Below are 19,637 nucleotides of genomic sequence, written 5' to 3'. Positions count from 1 at the left end.
CTTCTTGCGATGTCACCCCACCTCTATGCGGCTCGTAGGACTGCTTATTCCGCGCAGACCTCCAGTCGGACAGGTTTCCGCGCTTCGCCTTCGGCGGGTGGGGCTTCGGGGCCATGTCAGACCCCTCTGGTTGGATGGCCGAGGCTTGGGCGGGGAGGGTGGCGGGCGATGGAGTGGGTGAGGGCGATTGCGAAGAAGGTGGCCGGGGTGATCCGTTCAGCCGCCCGCGGCGGGGTCCACCCAGAGGTCCTCGAAGCGCACCTGCGGCGGCGTCTGGTGCAGCCGCAGGTTCTGCACGGAGGCCACCGCGACCGCGCGCGTGCGGTCGTGGTACAGCGGGATGAGCGGGCAGTCCTCGCGCGCCAGCAGCTCCGCGCGCTTGTAGAGCTGCGAGCGCAGCTCCGGGTCGATGGACACGCGCGCCTCGGCGGTGAGGCGGTCCAGCTCCGGGTTGCGGTAGCCCAGCGGGTACACCGTCTGCGCGCTGGAGTTGAGCAGGAAGTGCAGGAACGCGTCGGGGTCCGGGAAGTCCGCCAGCCACAGCGTGCGGAACGCCGGGACCTTCCCCTCGCGCAGGCGCATCAGGTACTCCTCCGGCGGCATCTGCTCATGCCGCAGCTCCAGGAGCCCCGCCTGGATCAGCGGCCGGAAGAGCACCGCGTCCTCGGCGGACGTGTCGCGGCCCACCGCGTGGTGCAGGGTGAGCTGCAACCGCCGCACGCCCGCCTCTCGCAACAGCCGCTCCGCCAGCGTCAGGTCCGGCACCGGCGTGGGCCCCAGCTCCTGGGCCCCGTCCAGCAGCTCCGGCGGCGTGAAGGTGCGGGCCACGCGCGCGCCCGGGTGGAACTGCTCCACCACGCCCGGGATGTCCATGCCCGCGCGCAGCGCCCGCCGCACGCGCACGTCGTTGTACGGCGCCTCGTTGAGGTTGAGGCCGAGGAACGCCGTGGAGGGCGTGGTGCTGGTCACCACCTGGTGCGCTTCCAGCCCATGCGCCTCCGTGTGCTCCACGTGCAGGAACGACACGAGGTCCACCTGCCCGTCCAGCAACTGCCGCACCGCCTGCGGGCGCGTCTCCGTGAGGACGAACTCCAACCGGTCCAGCAGCGGGAGCCCGCCGCGCCAGTAGGTGGCGTTGCGCTCCAGCACCATCCGGTCCGCCTGCATGCCCACGACGCGGAACGGCCCCGTGCCCACCAGCTTCCCCGCCGGGTCCAGCTTCGCCACCGCCGTGGCGGTCAGCGCCATGAGCTGGAGGAAGAACGCCTTGGGCTCACGCAGGCGGATCTCCAGCGTGCCCTCGTCCAGGACCTCGATGCCCGTCACCTCGCGCGCAAGGCCGCTGGCGTACTCGCGCGCGCCCTCCACGTCCTCCAGCAGGCTGCGGTCCGGCGAGCGCAGCGCCGGATCCATCAGCCGCTCCAGGTGGCGCTTCACGTCCTGCGCGGTGAGCAGGGCGCCGTCGTGGAAGGTGACGCCCCGGCGCAGGTAGAAGCGGTAGCGGCGCGCGGACGGGTCCGCGTCCCAGCGCTCGGCCAGGTCGGGCACCAGCATGCCGTCCTCCAGCCTCACGAGGCAGGAGAAGAGGCACGCCGTCAGCTCCGTCATCTGGTTCTCCACGGCGAACAGCGGATCCACCGTCTGCCGCGCGCGCAGCGAGCCCGACTGATGCAGGCCCACCCTCAGCGTGCCGCCCACGCGGGCCCGGGGCAGTTGGAAGCGGAACACCTCCGCCTCCAGGCTCGCCGTCTCGTGGCCCAACTGGTCCACCGTGCGGTCCAGCCCGTCGCCAATGCGGATGACCCGGCGCGCGTCCTCGCGCACCTGCGCGATCTCCTCGCGGATGGACGCGTCGCCCCGGGTGAGCACCTGGTGCGCGGAGCGCAACTCCTCGATGGCCGCGCTCAGGCGCATCACCGCCTCGGACAGGTCGCGGCCGGTCCTCGCCTGGGCCTCGGCCTTCTGGCCGGCGCTCTGGCCCACGCGCGACATCTCCTGGATCTGGCGCACCAGGTCCCGAGCGTTGCCGGACTGCTCGATGGCCATGCGCGTGATGTCCTCCACGCGCCGGGCCACGCGCTTGCTGGCCTCCACGACGGTGGCGCCCTGCGCCTCCAGTTGCTGCGTCTCCATCACCGTGGCCTCCACGGCGGCGAAGGTGCGCTGGGTGATGGTGCGGATCTCGCTCAGGGCCTCGGAGGCGCGGTCGCCCAGGGCCACGCCCGCGGTCGCCTGCTCGCGGCCCTCCTGCACCAGCGCCACGGCGGTCTCCACCGCGTCGCGGATGCCCGTCACCATGGTGCCAATCTCGCGCGTGGAGCGCGTGGTGCGCTCCGCGAGGCTGCGGATTTCATTCGCCACCACGCCGAAGGGGCGGCCGTGCTCGCCCGCCTGGGCGGCGATGATGGCGGCGTTGAGGGCCAGCAGGTTCGTCTGGTCGGCGATCTCCTGGATGACGTCCACGATGCGGCCAATCTCCAGCGACCGCGTGCCGAGCATCTCCATCAGCTCGGCCGCCTTGCGCACCGTCTCCTCCACCCGGTACATGCCCTGCACGCTGTCGCTCACCAGCGACTCGCCGCGCTGGGCGGTGGCGGTGACGGCGACGGCCATGCTGTTGGTCTCCATGGCGCGGCGGCGCACGGCGAAGATGCCGCCCTCCACCAGCGCGACGAAGTCCTCCGCCTCGGAGGCGAAGCGGCCCAGCTCGTCGCCCGACGCGGCGATGTGGCTCAGCCGCTCCGTCATCGCCTGGGTGAGGCCGCTGGTGCGCTGGCTGAAGTCGTTGACGGTCTCCAGGCCGTCCACCACCTGGTGCAGCCGCTCGGTCATCTCCAGGAGGGCGCCCGTTGTTTCATGCGCGAAGGTCTCGATGTGCTGCACGCGCTTGATGGCCACCTGGAGGCTGGTGCCGTTGCCGCCCACGGCGCTGAGCGTGCGCTCCACGGCGCCGCCCTGACGGCGCGCGGCCTCCAGCAGCATGCGGGCCTGCTCGCTCACGCCGTTGCCGGTGCGGTGCAGGTTGCTCGTCACGCGCTGCACCTGGGACATGGCCCGGCGCAGGGACAGGATGAGGCGGCGCAGGTCCTCCTGGCCCTCGAAGCCGGTGTGGATGGGCGTGGTGAGGTCGCCTTCCGCCAGCCGGGACATCAGGTCGCGCCGCTCGCGCCGCCGCATGGCCGCGAAGCGGAACCACGACAGGTAGCTGCCGATGAGCCAGAGGAACGGCACGCCGAGCAGCAGCACCATCCACCCGGCCGTGTCATCCGGCTTGCCCGTCACCCAGAACAACACGAAGCCGAGGATGAGGGCGGAGACCAGGGCCGCCACCAACCCGAACGAGAAGAGGTACCGTTTGGCGCCCATGGACGGGGTGGACGCTAACCCGCCTTCTCGCGCCGGTCCTGATTTCGACGCATGCTTCATGAGACATGAAGGCCCTGCTCGCCATCGCCATGCTGGCGCTCCCCGCAAACCCCGCCAGCACGGGCGCCGAGGCCGGAAGGTCGGCGCGGTACGTGTTCTCCTGGCGGGGCGTGCCGGTGGGGACGGTGGGGCTGTCGCTGGACGCCGGGCGGTTCACGTACACCAGCCGCCACCTGCACGTGCGTGACGGCCACGCGGGCGAGCGCGTGAGAGAGGTGGCCCTGCGGGTGGACGCGGCGGGGCGCGTGACGGGCGCGGACGCGGTGCCCCAGGCGCTGTGGCTGTGGCGGGGCCCGCCCCCCGAGGGCTGCGTGAAGGGCCGCGAGGAGCTGTCCGGCCAGGAGGGCCCCCACTGCGTCACGGCGAGAGGCCCCACGAGCGCGGAGGGCACGATGCTGGGCGCCCGCTTCCGCGCCCGCTACGACGACCAGGGCCTCCTTCAGGCGCTGGAGGTGGGCGACTCCCGCTTCACCCTGGCGGCTCCCGGGGAGCGGCTGCGAGCGCCACCGGAGCTCTTCGCTCAAGGGGTGCCCGTGGAGGGCGGCACGGAGGGCGCGCTGAGGCTCGTTCCCGGCGGCACGGTCCCCGCCCGGCTCCCGGAGATGACGGAGTGGACGCCGGCCGAGGCCCGGGCCCTGTCCGCGAAGGTGCACGCGGCCTTCCCGGACAAGGGGCCCTCGGCGGCGGACTGGCGCGCGGGCGGCGAGGGCGAGGCCGGAGGCTGTCTGGCGCACGCGCTGCGCTACGCGGCCCTGGCCCGCCAGCGGGGCCAGCGGGTGGGGCTGGTGCACGGGCTGCTGGTGGTGGACGGCGGCCCCGCCCGGCCGCACGCCTGGGTGCGGGTGGCGCTGCGCGGTGGCGGGACGCTGGAGCTGGACCCCACGTCCCTGGACCCCGTGCGCCCGGACACGCACCTGGCGCTGGCGCTGGTGCCGCCGGAGGGCCCCGCGCTGGAGGCCGGGGAGCGCTGGCTGGCGCTCCTGCGCGGGGACTGGCGCGTGGTGCGCGCTACTCGAACGGAATGACGGACAGCTTCGCGCCGGGCTTCACTTCCAGGATTTCCTTCGCGCGGGCGGGCAGGTGGATGACGGTGTTGTCCAGCCGGGCCTGGCAGCGCACGGAGCGGAAGCGGTTGCGGCCGGACTCGCGCTCGGCGGCGACCAGCACGTCGTCTCCCTCCAGCTCGAAGTCCTCCTCCGCCAGCTTCACCGTGCGGTAGCGGCGCACCAGGGAGATGTCCGCCGTGTCCGCCTCGAAGTGCGGGCCGCCGTCGAACGGGTCGATGCGCTCCACGTACCGGAAGCCCACCCGCTCCAGCATCCGCTGCACGCCGCGCGTGGCCGGGCCCACCTCGCCCAGCACCTTCTGCACGCGGTCCGGGAACAGCGACGCGTAGATGTCCGACGAGGGGAACAGCTCCTTGATGAACTCCTTGTTCTGGCGGCTGAGCCGGTCGGCCTCCAGGTAGGTGAGGCCGGTGAACTTCTTCCCGCAGGCCTCCCACAGCAGGCTGCGCCCGTCCGGGAGCAGCGGCGGCAGCAGCTCCGCCAGCACGCGCGGCCGGAACAGCCGCCGGTGCATGGCGATGAAGAGGAAGCGCACGAAGGACAACTGCTTGCCGGGCTTGTCCGGCGTCGCGCGGTAGGGCGGGTCCACCACCAGGCCGCCAATCTCCGTGGGGCCCTCGTAGTTGTACGCGATGGACAGCACCTTGTGCCGCAGGTGCCGCTCCAGCGAGGCGGAGTAGTGCTCGCGCTCGCTCACCTCATAGTAGATGTGCGGCGCGTCGTACGTGCCGTGCTGGGCGATGATCATCGACGTGCCGATGATGAGGTTGTTGCGCACGTCCTCCAGCACGAAGAGGTACTCGCGCTCGAACGGGTCCTTCACCTTGCCGGCGAAGCTCTTCACCGACTTGTCGATGATGGCCTCGAGCGTCTCCTCGTTGTTCGGCAGGTTGACCGTGTTCAGCACCGCGGCAAGACGCTTCAGGCCGGGCAAATCGGTTTTCTGGACGTCTCGCAGCACGAGCATGGGGCACACGGAAGGGCGCCCCGGGAAGGGAGCGCCGGAAGGGCCCGTGACCTTACACCACGCCCCCGTCCCGTCAGCCCCCTGGATGCCCCCTTGTCAATGACGCGTTGCGTTCAGGACATCGCTCCGCCGTCCGCCCGGTGGGTGCGGGCAGGCCGTTCCCATCGTGAAACATGTGTCAATCCAGGGGAGGGCCTGGCTGGTTGCATGCTGTGTTGTCAGGCGTCTGGGAATGGTTTGGCGGGGGAATGAAGTGAGGGAATGAGTTGGGGTAGTGTCTGTCAAAGCTTTGCCGTCAAAGTTTCGGCACTTCCCCCTCCCCAAGGAATCAGCATTGAAAGCACTGCACCTCTGGCTCGTGGCCTGTCTGCTCCCGAGCCTCGCTGCGGCGGAAATCGTCTGGCGGGGCGATTTCGAGACGGGAAACCGTTCCCAGTACAGCACGGAACAGATGGTGAGCTCGGACCGGCTCCAGGTGGTGACGAGCCCGGTGGCGGAGGGGAAGTACGCCCTCAAGGCCACGGTGAAGCAGGGCGATGACCCCATCAACTCCAGCGGCAACCGCAACGAGCTGGTCTACCTGAGCAACGAGAAGGTGGGTTCGGAGTACTGGTACCGCTGGAAGGTGATGTTCGCGAACGACTTCCCCAGCGTGGACGCGTGGCAGCTCTTCACGCAGTGGCACCACGACGGGTGCTGCGGGTCGCCGCCGGTGGAGTTCTTCGTGAAGGGGGAGCTCATCCGCCTGACGTTGAACGACAGCGGCACGGTGTGGAGCACGGCGCTCAAGCGCGGCGCGTGGCAGGAGTTCATCTTCCACGTGAAGTGGTCCCCGGACGCGTCCGTGGGCTACGTGGAGCTGTGGCTCAACGGCACGCAGGTGCTGAAGAAGACGTATGCCAAGACGATGTTCTCCGGGCAGAACAACTACCTGAAGCTGGGCCTGTACCGGGCGGACACCGTCAAGCCGGTGGGCGTCGTCTACCACGACGGAATGATCCAGGCGACGAAGCGCGAGGACGTGTTCCCGGTGGTGAAGCCGGATCCGGAGCCGGTGGTGGACGCGGGCACGCCGGTGGACGCGGGCTCGCCGAAGGACCCGGACCCGGTGGTGGACGCGGGCAGCCCGGTGGATCCGGAGCCGGTGGTGGACGCGGGCTCGCCGGTGGACCCGGACCCGGAGCCGGTGGTGGACGCGGGCACGCCCGTGGACGCGGGGACGAACACGGGCGTGAAGCCGGCTCCGCTGGACGAGAGCGAGGGCGACGCCAACTTCCAGGGCGGTTGCTCCGCGACGAGCGGTGGTTCGCTGGCCGCGTTCTCGCTGCTGGGCCTGCTGGGGCTGGCGCGGGCGCGCCGTCGCCGGAGCTGAGGCACGGGCGGATGAAGGTCCCTCCCGCTCCGGTGTGTCCGGGGCGGGAGGTGGGTTGAAGGAGTCCGCGCCTCCATGCGAGGAGGCGCGGCATGACTCCTCCCCGATGGCTGTGCTGCCTCCTGCTGTGGACCGCGTGCGCGGGCCCGGAGGTGCGAACGCCGCGAAGCTATTCCCAGGCGACAATGGACTCCGCGACCGCGGGGTGCCTGCGCAATCCGGCGTGTGCGTCTCAGGTGGGGCAGGACGCCATCCTGCCGTGGCTGACCCGGGCGGCGGCCCGGGCAGGTCCGTCCGCTGCGGTGATGCGCCTGTGGGAATCGGCGGAGGTGTCCCGCGTGGAGCGCGTCCTGGTGGAGTGCGCGAAGCAGGCGAACCTGGAGGTGAACGAGCGGCTGCTGGGGCCAGGAGGGAGGACCTCTCCCGCGGTGTGCCGGGAGAAGGTGGTGGACGCGAACGGCAGGGAAATCACCCGGGCGATGCAGTTGGGGGAAGCGAAGCACGCCGCCGCGCTGGAGTGCGTGCAGCGCGCGCTGGGCGTCACGGATGAAGGACGGTTCAGCCTGGAGCCCCGCTACCTGCGGGACACGAAGACCGGGCGGACGCGGTGGTTGGCGCCGGAGGAGGTGGCGCAATGGCTGCGGGACGGCCTGTTCCACCTGCTCACGGGGAGCATCGCGCCGGATGTGGTACTGCACGCCTTGGGGAACCCGCTTGAAGTTCAGCGGGTCTACGACTTCAAGTTCCCGTGTCCCGTGACCAATGACCCCTCATGGGGCCGCTATCCTCCCGGACACGTCTTTGAGAATCTGGATCAAGGCACCGTCTATCGGCGCTTGCTCGGCGAAGGGCTGACTCCCAAGACGGTCTCTCCCAACCTCGGAGTCCAGTGATGGCTGTACGGTTTCCCCGCGTTCAAACCACGCTGAACATCGAAGGGGAGGAGGTCACCATTCTCCGGGAGGGCCTGCGTGTTGTGTTCTACATGCCGGGCTTTCATGAAGAAGTGATGGGCGCGGTCACACAGGCCCTGGACCGTTACCTCCATGCCCTGGAGCTGGAATCACTCGGCTGGTACTTGGACTACGACGGGTACTGGTGGGCGCTGGCCGAAGAGGAACCCGGGTTCCTCCAGCGGAAATTGATGGACCCTCGTGGGGCCAGTATCGAAGCGCGCGGGCGTCCTGATTCAGTGACGGGCATCAGGTTCTCGTATGTCGGGCACTCCACCATCCCAGCCCTGTTCGCTCGGGACTTCCCGCAGCCCATGTGCGCGGTGGAGTTCTGGCTGCCCACCGGATTTCTTGAGACGCGGGGGAATGAAGCTGTTCGTTCGTTGATCGTCGAGCTGGGAAGGGGACTTCCCTTCAGCTCCGGGCACGCCGGGCCCGCGTTGGAGGCGTGGAGTTGGGGGCACCACACCACTCCCATTCTCCGGGACCGGAGTGCCCGGCATCCGGGTTTCGATCTGCCAGGGCCAGGGCTTGGCGCACTGGCGTCGTACTTGGGCACGAAGCTCCGTCCCCCCGCGTGGCTCACGTTCCTGGGGCCGCCCGTGCTCAACGAACTGGGGGGCGCGGAGGCACTTCGCTCCCGGTTGCACTCGCCTTCGACCCGGGTCGAAGCCCTGTCGCCAGAACGCGCCGTGGTGTCCCTGGGCCCTGTTCCCGAAGCGGGGGACCTCGAGGCCGGTGACACACTGCCCGCATATCGCGAGCTGGCCCGCGTTCTGGAACCGTGGCTCTACGCGCACAAGGGCTCCTGGGGCGACTTCACCGAAGCCGAGGTCCGCCAGTGGGAGCGCCGCTTCCTCTGACCGCGCTGTGGCATCATCCCCGGCCGTCATGTCGCAGACGCCTCGCAAGGTCTCGCTCGTCCTGAGCTACCAGTACCCCGGCAAGTACGCCTTCACCGTGCTCGCCGGCGCCGTGGAGGCGGACCCCGCGCTCGCGGACGTGTCGCTGCACTTCCCTCGCAACCGCGAAGACCTGCTGGCCACCGTGCGCGAGCGCGTGGACGCGGGCGACACCGTCGTCGCCGCGTGGTCCTTCTACTCCGCCAGCTTCGGCCCCTCCGTGGAGGAGCTGGGCTGGGTGCGCGAGCGGCTGGAGGGCCGCGACGTCCTCTGCATCGCGGGCGGCGTGCACGCCACCGCCGAGACGCTCCAGACGCTCCAGGCCGGCTTCGACCTGGTCGCCGTGGGCGAGGGCGAGCACACCCTGCGCGCCCTCCTGGCCCGCGTCCTCCAGGGCGAGGACCCCCGCGCCACGCACGGCACCGCGCACCTCAAGGACGGCAAGCTCGTGCAGCACGGCCACGGCGAGGGCGTGCGCCTGGACGACTTCCCCCCGTTCGCCGCGAAGCACGTGAAGTTCGGCGCCATCGAGATCACCCGCGGCTGCATCTACGCCTGCCGCTTCTGCCAGACGCCCTTCATGTCCAAGGCGCGCTTCCGGCACCGCACCGTCGCCAACATCGCCCGCTGGGCCCGCGAGCTGCGCCGCGCGGGACGGCGCGACCTGCGCTTCATCACCCCCACGTCCCTGTCCTACGGCACCCCCGACGAGACCGTGAACCTGGCCGCCGTGGAGGAGCTGCTCGCCGCCGTGACGGAGGCCATGGCCCCGGACGGGCGCATCTACTACGGCACCTTCCCCTCGGAGGTGCGCCCGGAGCACGTCACGCCGGAGGCCCTGGCCCTGCTCAAGCGCTACGTGGCCAACGACAACCTCATCATCGGAGGCCAGTCCGGCTCCGAGCGCATCCTCCAGGCCACCCGGCGCGGCCACGACGTGGAGACCGTGGTGCGCGCCGCGCGGCTCGCCGTGGAGGGCGGCTTCGTGCCCAACGTGGACTTCATCCTGGGCCTGCCCGGGGAGGAGCCCTCGGACGTGGACGCCACGCTGGACCTCATGCAGCGGCTGTCTGATTTGGGCGCCCGCGTGCACGGCCACACCTTCATGCCGCTGCCCGGCACGCCGTTCCGCGACGCGGCCCCCGGCCGCCTGGACGCGCGCACCCAACAGCGGCTGGACTTCCTCGCGTCCCAGGGCCGCCTGTATGGCCACTGGAGGGCGCAGGGCGTGCTCGCGGAGGCCATCGCCGCCCGCAGACAGCCGCGCGCCCGCTAGCCGCACCCGTTACACTCCAGCGATGGCTGAACAGACGCCCTACTGGCTCCTCATCTCCGTGCTCTTCAGCTCCCAGCCCCTCACCCCGGCGCTGGCCATGACGCTGCACGAGGCCGCCTTCGAGCTGTACACGCGCGGCGAGGGCTCACGCGAGGTGGGCGGCGATCTGCTCTCCGGCCGCGTGAACAACCTGCGCAAGGACGTGTCCCTCGGCGGCATCGCCGGGCCCGCCTTCGAGGCCGAAATCGAGACCGAGCGCGGCTCCGGCGTCGTCCGCTTCGTGCTCACCCGCCAGGGCCTGGAGATGATGAAGGCCCAGCCCCCGGACGCCGCCACGGCTCCGGCGAGGCCGAAGTACCTCAACTGAGGAGCCGCCCCCCTGGCCGCCCGGCCGCTCCCGGTCCGGCACTCCGTCACCACCTTGAGGGCTCAAGGGAGGAATGACGGCATGGACCCCAAGGACGAATACCTCAAGAAGAGCGCCGGCATCCCGCTGGACCCCAGCAAGCAGAAGGACCCGGAAGAGTACGGCGACATGGTGCCCGCCGAAGGCCGCTCCGAGGAGCTCAACGACGTCACCGGGCAGAACGGCGGGCAGCGCACCGACGTGGATCATCCCTGGAACGACACGCGGCACCGGCACGCGGGCATCCGCGACCAGTACAGCGACGACAGCGACAAGAAAAAGCCCTGAGGTCTCCCCCAGGGCTCACGTGAATCCAATGCCGTGAAGGACGGCCTGGGGCGCGGGGACTACTCGCGCTCCAGGTCCAGCTTCATGCCGCCCATGTGCAGGATGGACTGGGACATGGACACCGACGACATGATGGCCAGGTCCTCGATGGCCTGCAGCTCCTCGCTCTTGGGCTCCGCGCCCGTCTGCGAGCCCGCGGCCTGCTGCGGCTGGGCCTGGTTGCCCGAGACGTTGATGGGCGTGGAGGTGGCGCCCGCGGTGTAGGCGTTCACCAGCCCGCCGTGCGGCGTGGCCCCCATCTGCGCCAGGGCCGACGACACCACCGACCCGCCCGTCAACTGCGCGCCCATCTTCGGCTGCGCGGCCGCGCCCGACAGCAGCGAGCCGAAGCGGCTGCCCGACACGGAGGAGGCGGTGTTCGTCGCGGCCGGCTGCACCCGAGGACCGGAGAGAGACGTGATGCGGTTCATGGCGGCTCCCGTCAAAAGGCCCCGGTCTGCGAGGCGCGCCCGGAGGCGTGCCTGTGGGGCTTCAAGTTCGTTCCCTGCATTATCGCCCCGGCGCCGGGGAAGTTGCCTGATTCGCCCAACGAACGGCGAAGGCCGCGAAATCCCAGGGAATTTCCCCGGGACGCCGCGGCCTTCAGCGCCTCTTCAGGCGCAGGGATGATCCGCCGGGCCTAGAACTGGTGGGCCTCGGTGGACTCGTGCAGGGCCAGGGTGCTGGCGCTGCCGCCGGAGATGACCTCGGCGACCTGGTCGAAGTAGCCGGTGCCCACCTCGCGCTGGTGGCGCGTGGCGGTGTAGCCGTGCTTCTCCGCGCCGAACTCCGACTGCTGCATCTCGCTGTAGGCCGCCATGCCGCGGTCCTTGTACTGACGGGCCAGCTCGTACATGGAGAAGTTCAGCGCGTGGAAGCCCGCCAGGGTGACGAACTGGAACTTGTAGCCCATGGCGCCCAGCTCGCGCTGGAACCTGGCGATGGTGCTGTCGTCCAGGTTCTTCTTCCAGTTGAAGGACGGCGAGCAGTTGTACGCGAGCATCTTGTTGGGGAACTGCTTGCGGATGCCCTCGGCGAAGGCCTTGGCCTGCGCCAGGTCCGGCGTGCTGGTCTCGCACCACACCAGGTCCGCGTACGGGGCGTAGGCCAGGCCGCGCGCGATGGCGCACTCCAGGCCGCCCTTGATGCGGTAGAAGCCCTCGCCCGTGCGGCCCGCCGCCTTGTCGATGAAGGCGTGGTCGTACTCGTCCGCGTCGCTCATCAGCAGCTTGGCGCTGTCCGCGTCCGTGCGGGCGACGAGCAGCGTGGGCACGCCCATCACGTCCGCCGCCAGGCGCGCCGCGGTCAGCGTGCGCACGAAGTGGCTGGTGGGCACCAGCACCTTGCCGCCCATGTGGCCGCACTTCTTCTCGCTGGCCAACTGGTCCTCGAAGTGGACGCCCGCGGCGCCCGCTTCAATCATGCCCTTCATCAGCTCATAGGCGTTGAGCGGACCGCCGAAGCCGGCCTCCGCGTCCGCGATGATGGGGGCGAACCAGTAGCGGTCCTTGCGCCCCTCGGCGTGGTCGATCTGGTCGGCGCGGCGCAGGGCGTTGTTGATCTTCTTCACCACGGAGGGGACGGAGTCCGCCGGGTAGAGGCTCTGGTCCGGGTACATCTGGCCGGCGTTGTTCGCGTCCGCGGCGACCTGCCAGCCGGACAGGTAGATGGCCTTGAGGCCCGCGCGCACCATCTGCACGGCCTGGTTGCCGGTGAGGGCGCCCAGCGCGTTGATGTAGTCCTCCGTGTGGAGCAGCTCCCAGAGGCGGCGGGCGCCCAGCTCCGCCAGCGTGTAGCTCACGCGGATGGAGCCGCGCAGCTTCTCCACGTCCTTCTCCGTGTAGTTGCGCTTGATTCCCTCGAAGCGCTGGGCGTGGAGCTTCGCGTGAGGGGAGGCATCGGAAGTGGTCGGCGTCGCGTCGTACATGCCAGGACTCCTCGGGCTTCTGGTGAAGGGTTGAAAAGACTTCGTTGAAACGGTTGAGAAGCGTCAGGACCGCGGGTCGAGGGCCTCGTAGGCCGGCAGCGTGAGGAAGTCCTCGAAGGCGGGCGCGGTGGAGAGCTGCTCGAAGAGGGCGCGGGACTTCTCCATGTGCGCCTGGCCGTAGCGCTCGGTGGCGCCCTCGCGGTCCATGCGCGCCATCTCCTCCGCGAGCAGCGTGCGGAACAGCTCCGGCGTCACCTTGCGGCCGTCCTCCAGCGTGGCCTCGTGGTGGATCCACTGCCACACCTGGGCGCGGGAGATCTCCGCCGTGGCCGCGTCCTCCATCAGGTTGTAGAGCGGCACGCAGCCCAGGCCGCCCAGCCACGCGGCGGTGTACTGGATGCCCACGCGGATGTTGTGGCGCAGGCCCTCCTCCGTGCGCGTGCCGGAGGGCACCTGGAGCAGGTCGCCTTCCGTGATGCGCACGTCCTCGCGCTTGTTGGCCACCTGGTTGGGGCCCTTCATCTGCGCGTCGAAGATCTCCTTCGCCACGGGCACCAGGCCGGGGTGCGCCACCCAGGTGCCGTCGTGGCCGTTCTTCGCCTCGCGCAGCTTGTCCGCGCGGACCTTGGCCATCACCGCGTCATTGGCGGCGGTGTCCCCCTTGATGGGGATGAAGGCGGCCATGCCGCCCATGGCGTGCGCGCCCCGGCGGTGGCAGGTCTGGATGAGCAACTGCGAGTAGGCGTTGAGGAAGCCCTTGTCCATGGTCACCTGCCCGCGGTCGGGCAGCACCACGGACGCGTCGGACTGGAGCGTCTTGATGAAGCTGAAGATGTAGTCCCAGCGGCCGCAGTTGAGGCCGGCCGAGTGCTCGCGCAGCTCGTAGAGGATTTCGTCCATCTCGAACGCGGCGGGCAGCGTCTCGATGAGGACCGTGGCCTTGATGGTGCCGCGCGGGATGTCCAGCTCGCTCTGGGCCAGGTGGAACACGTCGTTCCACAGCCGGGCCTCCAGGTGGCTCTGCATCTTGGGCAGGTAGAAGTAGGGGCCCGTGCCGCGCTTCAGTTGCTCGCGCGCGTTGTGGAAGAAGAACAGGCCGAAGTCGAAGAGGGCGCCGGAGATGGGCTTGCCGTCGATGCGCACGTGGCGCTCCGGCAGGTGCCAGCCGCGCGGGCGCACGAAGAGCACCGCGTGCTTCTCATTCAGCGCGTAGTGCTTCCCGTTCTCCGCCGTGAAGGAGATGGTCTTGCGCACGGCGTCGCGCAGGTTGAGCTGGCCGCGCACCACGTTGTCCCAGGTGGGGCTGTTGGCGTCCTCGAAGTCCGCCATGAACACGCTGGCGCCGGAGTTGAGCGCGTTGATGATCATCTTGCGGTCCACCGGGCCGGTGATCTCCACGCGCCGGTCCTGCAGGTCCGCGGGCACCGGGGACACGGTCCAGTCGCCCTTGCGCAGGTCCGCCGTCTCCGGGAGGAAGTGGGGCCGCTCGCCCTTGCGCCACGCCTGCGCCACCTTCTTGCGCCGCTCCAGCAGTGCTTCCCGCCGTTCACCGAAAGTGCGGACCAGCTTCGCCACGAAGGCCATGGCCTCCTGCGTCAGCACCTCCGCGTAATCCGGATGCCAGGCGCCCTCCACGGTCACGCCGGGGCCGAAGGCCGGGGGATTCTGGGAGGTACGCGCGTCCATGTCGGCTCCTGACGAGATGCGTTGTAAAAGCGGCTCAACGGGCTGAAAGATGTCCCTCCCGTCTTGGAAAGGGAAGCCTTGGTGAATTAGAAGCTGCTTGCCTGTAAGGCTGTCAACATCGCCGGGATTAAATCTGTAAATCGACTGACGCAGCCGGCCATAACCCCCCGGAATCACGACGCCGGAGGGGAAGGGCAATCAGGGACAGCGGGTTTCCGTAGGTAGGAATGGGACCCCCATCGTGCCAAGCGGGGGCCTGACGGAGAGGTCACCTCATGGACGTCACGACACAGTGCAGGGCTTGTTCGAGGGAGCTGTCCGGGGAGGCGCTGCGCTGCCCGCACTGCCGCGCGCGGACGGTGCCGATGCACCGGGGCGAGGGGCGGGCGCTCCTGGGCGTCTGCGCGGCGCTGGCGCGCGAGCTGGGCGTGGACGTGTCGCTGGTGCGGGTGGCGTTCGTGCTGATGCTGTTCGCGTCCGCGGGGATGAGCGCGGCGCTCTACCTGCTGCTCTGGGCGTTCATCCCGGCGAAGGCGTACGGCCGGGCGCCGCTGCAGGGGACGCTGGACTGGGTGTCCAAGGTCGCGAACACGCCCGTGGACGACGACACGCCCCGCTGGGAGAAGCGCGTCTAGCGCTGGTGGCCCCCTGGCGCGCTTCCCGCCGCTAGACGCGCCAGACGCCGGCCACGGACTCCATGCGCTCGGCCACGCCGCGCAGGGCGTGCGTCATGCGCTGGGTGCCGTGCATGGCCTGGAGGGTGTCGTCCATCATCCGGGACAGGTCCGTGACGGCGGCGAAAATCTGGGCGATGCCGGCGTTCTGCTGGATGACGGCGGCGGCGATCTGCTGGGCCGCGGACGCGTTGTCCTGGATGATGTCCGTGAGCGCGCGCAGGCTCTGACCGCTCTCGCGCACCTGGGCCAGGCCCGCCTCGGAGCGGCGCTGGCCCTCTTCCGACAGCGCCACGGTGTCGTGGATGCCGCCGCGGATGGCGTCCAGGATTTCACGCACCCGGCCGGTGGCCTGGATGGACTGGTCCGCCAGGGCCCGGATTTCGCGCGCCACCACGCCAAAGCCCTTGCCGTGCTCGCCGGAGCGGGCCGCCTCGATGGCCGCGTTGAGCGCGAGCATGTTGGACTGGTCCGCCAGGTCCTTCACCGTCTGGGTGATGCCGCCAATCTGCTGCGTGCGCTCGTTGAGGGAGGAGATGCCCTCCGCCAGGCGCTCGCCGTGGTCGCGCAGTTGTTCGAAGCCGTCCAGGCTGGCGCCGAGCGCGAGCTGGCCGGAGCCGCCCGCCTCACGCGCCCGCGCCACCAGCGCGAGCACCGCCTGCGAGCGCTCCGCGGCGAGCTGCGAGGTCTGCTGGATTTCCCTCGCGGTGACCTGCGTCTCCTGGATGGCGGTGCCCTGCCGGGTGAGGTTGCGCTCCTGCTGCTCGGTGGCCGCGGTGAGCTCGCTGACCGTCTGCCCCAGCACGCGGGTGGCCTGCTGGAGGCTGGTGGTGGACTCGCGCAGGTGGTCCATCATCCGGGAGAAGGCGGAGGCCAGCTCGCCCACCTCGTCCTGGTGGCCGTGGGCCTCCACCTTCTGGGTGAGGTCGCCCTCGCGCACCACGCGGGACACCAGCTCGCTCAGCGTGGCGATGGGCCGCGTCACCCCGCGCGCCAGCGCCCAGGCGGCCAGGACGGCCAGCCCCAGGAGGGCGGCCCCCGAGAGCAGGCTGAGCTGCAGGAAGCGCCGCAGGGGCAGGAAGGCCTCGTCCGCCTCCATCGCCGCCACGAAGCGCCAGCCCTCGCCCGCGGCGAAGCGGTGGGTGGCGTCGTTGTGGGCCTCGGCGCGCACGGGGTCCGCGAGGAGGGGCGTGCCCTCGGCGCGGGCGCTGAAGAGGCGGGCGCCGCCCGGGGTGAGGAGCTCCAGGGTGAAGCTCTTCTGGCCCCGGTCCTGGGCCCGCTGGAGCGCGCCCGCGACCACCGTCTCCAACTGGCCCCAGTCATACGCGGCCAGCAGCACGCCCACCCGCGCGCCGGAGATGGGGCTGAGCACGGGCAGGGCCAGGGGCATCACGGGGCGGTCGAGGAAGGGGTCCTTCTTCGTGACGGCGTCCGTGAGGATGGCGGGGTCCAGGCGGTCCTCCAGCGCGGCCTGGAACCAGGGGGCGGCGCGCACCTCCTGGTCGCGGCCGGCGAAGGCCTGGCGCAGCTCCGGCCGGCTCACGGAGACGGCGCGCCCGTCGGGGGTGAACAGGACCAGCCCGGCGAAGCTGGTGTGCCGGCCGTTCAGCGAGGCGAGCACCGCGTCGCTCTTGGCGTAGGTGTCGAAGAGGAGCGCGCCGCGCACGATGGCGTCCTCGGTCCACGCGCGGGCGTTCGCTTCGCGCTCGTGCAGCGAGGATTCGATGAGGTCTTGCAGGCTGTCCGCCTCCACCTGGAGGACGCCGCGCACCTGCTGCTCCACGTTGCGGCGGAGGGTGTGGACCCCGGCCCCGATGGCGGGGACGAGGGCCGCGACGAGCAGCAGGCAGATCCACAGCGTGAGGCGGCCCCGCAACTTCAATCCGGACAGCAGTCGCATGCGTGAGGACCCCGGGGGGACGGTCGGTGTCACAGGTCGAGCAGGGACAGGCCCACGGTGAGCGCGCCAATCACCCGGGCGCCGTCGCGGACGGGGAGGGACACCTGGATGACGTAGGCCTGGGAGGACTCGTCGAAGAAGGGGGCTTCCTTCAGCGCGGGGCCGCCGCGGCCCCCGGCGTAGGTGAGGCGCCACTTGTCCTCGTCGCCCTGCCAGTAGTCGGACGTGCGCCGGCTGGCGCAGACGAGCGCGCCCTGATCATCCATGGCGAAGGCCTCCGCCAGCGCCGGGCCCAGGTGCTCCCGCAGGCGGCGGAGCGCGCCCGTGCAGGGGCCGTCCAGCACGCGCTGCTTGTGCGGCGTGAGGGCCGGGGTGGCCAGCCATTCCGCGTCCAGTTGCTGGATGGTGGCGAGCGGCGTGCGGCGCGCGTTCTGGGCGCGCAGGGCGCGCACCACCTCCGGGTCTTCCGCCAGGCGACGCAGGTGGGGCATCACCCGGTCCACCTTCCGGAGCTGCGCGGCGCCGTCCGGAGGCAACTGCCCCCAGGCCGCCAGCGCCAAACCCAGCCATTGAATGGACATGCAGGCGCCCCAGGAGCCGTGAGAACGATTGAAAAAGTGTGTCACGGACCCCCTGGCGGAGTCACCCAGGCAGGCGCGATTTGAATAATTCAAGCAATGCTTGTTTTCATCGGGTTCAGGGCAGGCGGCGTTGCACGGGCCTGTCTTGCTGCCTCCACATGCCGGGCGCTGGTCGGCCGTTGGCTTCCGGTGACGGTTCAGGGCAGCTTCGGCCGGATGATGCGCGGTGCGTCCGGGTTCACGTCCAGCAGGCGTACCGTGTCACCTTCATGCACGGTGCCTGCCTTCAGCACCCGCGCGAGCTGACCCCTGCGGCCCCAGCCATCTTTCAAGAGGCCAGGGCGCAGGGCGTCCAGCTTCCAGCAGGGCACGCAGGGCTCGGTCAGCTCCACCACCACCTCGCCCCCCAGCGCCAGCCGCTGTCCCGGGGGCAGCGCGTCCAGGGCAAGCCCTTCCACCAGCACGTTCTCCTTGAGCGCGCCCTCGGGCACGTCCAGCGCCGCGCGCTGCGCTTCGTCCAGGAGCAGGAGCTGGCGCTTGTGGCCCACCGCCCTGCGCTGGTGGCGGTCTCCTTCGAAGCCGTGCTGCTCCACGGCGCGCGCCTCCGGGACCCGGCGCATGGGGGTGCCGCGCTCCTGGGCCAGGAAGAGGGCCTTGATGATTCCAGGGGTGCTCACGACGTGACACTAACGCCGGGTCCTTCACTCTGTCCTGCCGTGGTGGCGCGGCGGTGTTAATCGCGCGGGACAGCGGTCCTGCCCTGGAGAGAGCCACCGTGAGCACGAAGAACGTTCGCATCGAGAAGGACACCTTGGGTCCCATCGAAGTCCCCGCCGACCGGCTCTGGGGCGCGCAGACGCAGCGCAGCCGCCAGAACTTCGCCATCTCCTCGGAGCGCATGCCCCTGGCGCTCGTGCACGCGCTGGTGCTGGTGAAGAAGGCCGCCGCGCTCGTGAACCAGGAGAACGGCTCCCTCTCCCGGGAGAAGGCCCAGGCCATCGTGAAGGCCGCGGACGAGGTGCTCGCCGGCCAGCATGACGAGGAGTTCCCCCTGCTCGTGTGGCAGACGGGCAGCGGCACGCAGACGAACATGAACTGCAACGAGGTGCTGGCCAACCGCGCCTCGGAGCTCCTGGGCGGCGAGCGGGGCGAGGGCCGCAAGGTCCACGCCAACGACGACGTCAACAAGGGGCAGAGCTCCAACGACGTGTTCCCCACCGCGATGAACGTGGCCGCCGTGGAGGCCGTGGTGAAGCAGGTGCTGCCGGAGCTCGGGGCCCTGCGCGACGTGCTCGCCCAGAAGTCCCAGGCCTTCCAATCCATCGTGAAGATTGGCCGCACGCACCTGCAGGACGCGACCCCGCTCACCCTGGGGCAGGAGTTCAGCGGCTACGTGGCGCAGTTGGACCGCGCGAAGGGCCACCTCGAGGCGGCCCTGCCGCACATGCGGGAGCTGGCGCTGGGCGGCACCGCGGTGGGCACCGGCCTCAACGCGCCCCCGGGCTACGCCGAGCGCGTGGCGGCCGAGATCGCGAAGCTCACCGGCCACGCCTTCGTCACCGCGCCCAACAAGTTCGAGGCGCTGGCCGCCAACGACGCGCTGGTGCAGGGGCACGGCGCGCTCAAGGGGCTGGCGGCGGTGCTGTTCAAGGTGGCCAACGACATCCGCTGGCTGTCGTCCGGGCCGCGCTCGGGCATTGGTGAAATCAACATCCCGGAGAACGAGCCGGGCAGCTCCATCATGCCGGGCAAGGTGAACCCCACGCAGAGCGAGGCGCTCACCATGCTGTCCGCCCAGGTGATGGGCAACGACGTGGCCATCTCCCTGGGCGGCGCGTCCGGCAACTTCGAGCTCAACGTCTTCAAGCCGCTCATCATCCAGAACTTCCTGCAGAGCTGCCGCCTGCTCGCGGACGGCATGCGCAGCTTCCGCCTGAACTGCGCGGTGGGCATCGAGCCCAACCTCCCGCGCCTCCAGGAGAACCTCCAGCGCAGCCTGATGCTCGTCACCGCGCTCAACCCGCACATCGGCTACGACAACGCGGCGAAGATCGCCAAGACGGCCCACAAGCAGGGCAAGACGCTGAAGGAGGTGGCGGTGGAGCTGGGGCTCGTCACCGCCGAGCAGTTCGACCAGTGGGTCCGCCCGGAGAAGATGACCGGGAACCTGTAG

17 protein-coding genes are annotated in these 19,637 nt (G+C 70.3%); 9 read left to right on the top strand and 8 right to left on the bottom strand.

Annotated features, from left to right (window positions below; genetic code table 11):
* Positions 1-216: 216 nt before the first annotated feature.
* A complete protein-coding gene (locus K8612_RS25705) occupies positions 217-3,366 on the bottom strand; it encodes an ABC transporter substrate-binding protein (protein WP_223744164.1) in 3,150 nt (1,049 codons plus the stop codon).
* A gap of 65 nt (positions 3,367-3,431) precedes the next feature.
* On the opposite strand from K8612_RS25705, the gene K8612_RS25700 reads away from it, so the two are divergent.
* Positions 3,432-4,451, top strand: coding sequence for a lasso peptide biosynthesis protein (locus tag K8612_RS25700; protein ID WP_223744163.1), 1,020 nt, complete (start codon positions 3,432-3,434; stop codon positions 4,449-4,451).
* Here K8612_RS25700 and K8612_RS25695 read toward each other — a convergent pair.
* The gene (locus tag K8612_RS25695) at positions 4,435-5,460 is read right to left on the bottom strand and encodes an arginine N-succinyltransferase (RefSeq protein ID WP_223744162.1); all 1,026 of its coding nucleotides are present in this window, start codon (positions 5,458-5,460) and stop codon (positions 4,435-4,437) included. The genes K8612_RS25700 and K8612_RS25695 overlap by 17 nt on opposite strands.
* Before the next feature lie 334 nt (positions 5,461-5,794).
* Here K8612_RS25695 and K8612_RS25690 point away from each other — a divergent pair, with 334 nt between their 5' ends.
* The 6 genes from K8612_RS25690 to K8612_RS25665 all read left to right on the top strand — a co-directional run bounded on the left by K8612_RS25690 (position 5,795) and on the right by K8612_RS25665 (position 10,657).
* The gene (locus K8612_RS25690; RefSeq protein WP_223764231.1) at positions 5,795-6,832 is read left to right on the top strand and encodes a polysaccharide lyase; all 1,038 of its coding nucleotides are present in this window, start codon (positions 5,795-5,797) and stop codon (positions 6,830-6,832) included.
* Between the two features lie 92 nt (positions 6,833-6,924).
* Positions 6,925-7,725 carry a hypothetical protein gene (locus K8612_RS25685; RefSeq protein ID WP_223764230.1) on the top strand — a complete coding sequence of 267 codons (801 nt, stop codon included), beginning with the start codon at positions 6,925-6,927 and terminating at the stop codon, positions 7,723-7,725.
* Positions 7,725-8,648 (top strand): type VI immunity family protein, encoded by a 924-nt coding sequence (locus tag K8612_RS25680; RefSeq protein ID WP_223764229.1) that lies wholly within the window; start codon positions 7,725-7,727, stop codon positions 8,646-8,648. The genes K8612_RS25685 and K8612_RS25680 overlap by 1 nt, the downstream gene beginning before the upstream one ends.
* A 28-nt stretch (positions 8,649-8,676) precedes the next feature.
* A complete protein-coding gene (locus K8612_RS25675; protein ID WP_223764228.1) occupies positions 8,677-9,963 on the top strand; it encodes a TIGR04013 family B12-binding domain/radical SAM domain-containing protein in 1,287 nt (428 codons plus the stop codon).
* A gap of 22 nt (positions 9,964-9,985) precedes the next feature.
* Positions 9,986-10,330: a hypothetical protein gene (locus K8612_RS25670; protein WP_223744157.1), complete on the top strand. Its 345-nt coding sequence runs from the start codon at positions 9,986-9,988 to the stop codon at positions 10,328-10,330.
* A gap of 81 nt (positions 10,331-10,411) precedes the next feature.
* Positions 10,412-10,657, top strand: a complete 246-nt coding sequence (locus tag K8612_RS25665) for a hypothetical protein (protein WP_223764227.1) — start codon at positions 10,412-10,414, stop codon at positions 10,655-10,657.
* A 59-nt stretch (positions 10,658-10,716) separates the two neighbouring features.
* Here K8612_RS25665 and K8612_RS25660 read toward each other — a convergent pair whose 3' ends face one another.
* From K8612_RS25660 to aceB, 3 genes are all read right to left on the bottom strand, one after another.
* Positions 10,717-11,127 carry a hypothetical protein gene (locus K8612_RS25660; RefSeq protein WP_223744155.1) on the bottom strand — a complete coding sequence of 137 codons (411 nt, stop codon included), beginning with the start codon at positions 11,125-11,127 and terminating at the stop codon, positions 10,717-10,719.
* Positions 11,128-11,336: 209 nt separating this feature from the next.
* Positions 11,337-12,623: an isocitrate lyase gene (gene aceA / locus K8612_RS25655; RefSeq protein WP_223744154.1), complete on the bottom strand. Its 1,287-nt coding sequence runs from the start codon at positions 12,621-12,623 to the stop codon at positions 11,337-11,339.
* A gap of 63 nt (positions 12,624-12,686) precedes the next feature.
* Positions 12,687-14,309 (bottom strand): malate synthase A, encoded by a 1,623-nt coding sequence (gene aceB, locus K8612_RS25650; protein WP_223764226.1) that lies wholly within the window; start codon positions 14,307-14,309, stop codon positions 12,687-12,689.
* Between the two features lie 275 nt (positions 14,310-14,584).
* Here aceB and K8612_RS25645 point away from each other — a divergent pair, with 275 nt between their 5' ends.
* The gene (locus K8612_RS25645; RefSeq protein ID WP_223764225.1) at positions 14,585-14,944 is read left to right on the top strand and encodes a PspC domain-containing protein; all 360 of its coding nucleotides are present in this window, start codon (positions 14,585-14,587) and stop codon (positions 14,942-14,944) included.
* 31 nt (positions 14,945-14,975) lie between these two features.
* On the opposite strand, the gene K8612_RS25640 is transcribed toward K8612_RS25645, so the two are convergent.
* The 3 genes from K8612_RS25640 to K8612_RS25630 form a co-directional block, all read right to left on the bottom strand.
* On the bottom strand, positions 14,976-16,883 hold the full coding sequence (locus K8612_RS25640; RefSeq protein WP_223744151.1) for a methyl-accepting chemotaxis protein: 1,908 nt from the start codon (positions 16,881-16,883) through the stop codon (positions 14,976-14,978).
* Between the two features lie 29 nt (positions 16,884-16,912).
* Positions 16,913-17,464, bottom strand: coding sequence for a PDC sensor domain-containing protein (locus K8612_RS25635; protein ID WP_223744150.1), 552 nt, complete (start codon positions 17,462-17,464; stop codon positions 16,913-16,915).
* 197 nt (positions 17,465-17,661) lie between these two features.
* The gene (locus K8612_RS25630) at positions 17,662-18,141 is read right to left on the bottom strand and encodes an MOSC domain-containing protein (RefSeq protein WP_223764224.1); all 480 of its coding nucleotides are present in this window, start codon (positions 18,139-18,141) and stop codon (positions 17,662-17,664) included.
* 98 nt (positions 18,142-18,239) lie between these two features.
* On the opposite strand from K8612_RS25630, the gene fumC reads away from it, so the two are divergent.
* Positions 18,240-19,637 (top strand): class II fumarate hydratase, encoded by a 1,398-nt coding sequence (fumC, locus tag K8612_RS25625; protein ID WP_223764223.1) that lies wholly within the window; start codon positions 18,240-18,242, stop codon positions 19,635-19,637.

Source organism: Corallococcus sp. AS-1-6, assembly GCF_020037015.1.
Taxonomy (GTDB): Bacteria; Myxococcota; Myxococcia; order Myxococcales; family Myxococcaceae; genus Corallococcus.
Note: the sequence above shows the minus strand (reverse complement) of the source record. Positions and strands in the feature narration are given on the sequence as shown.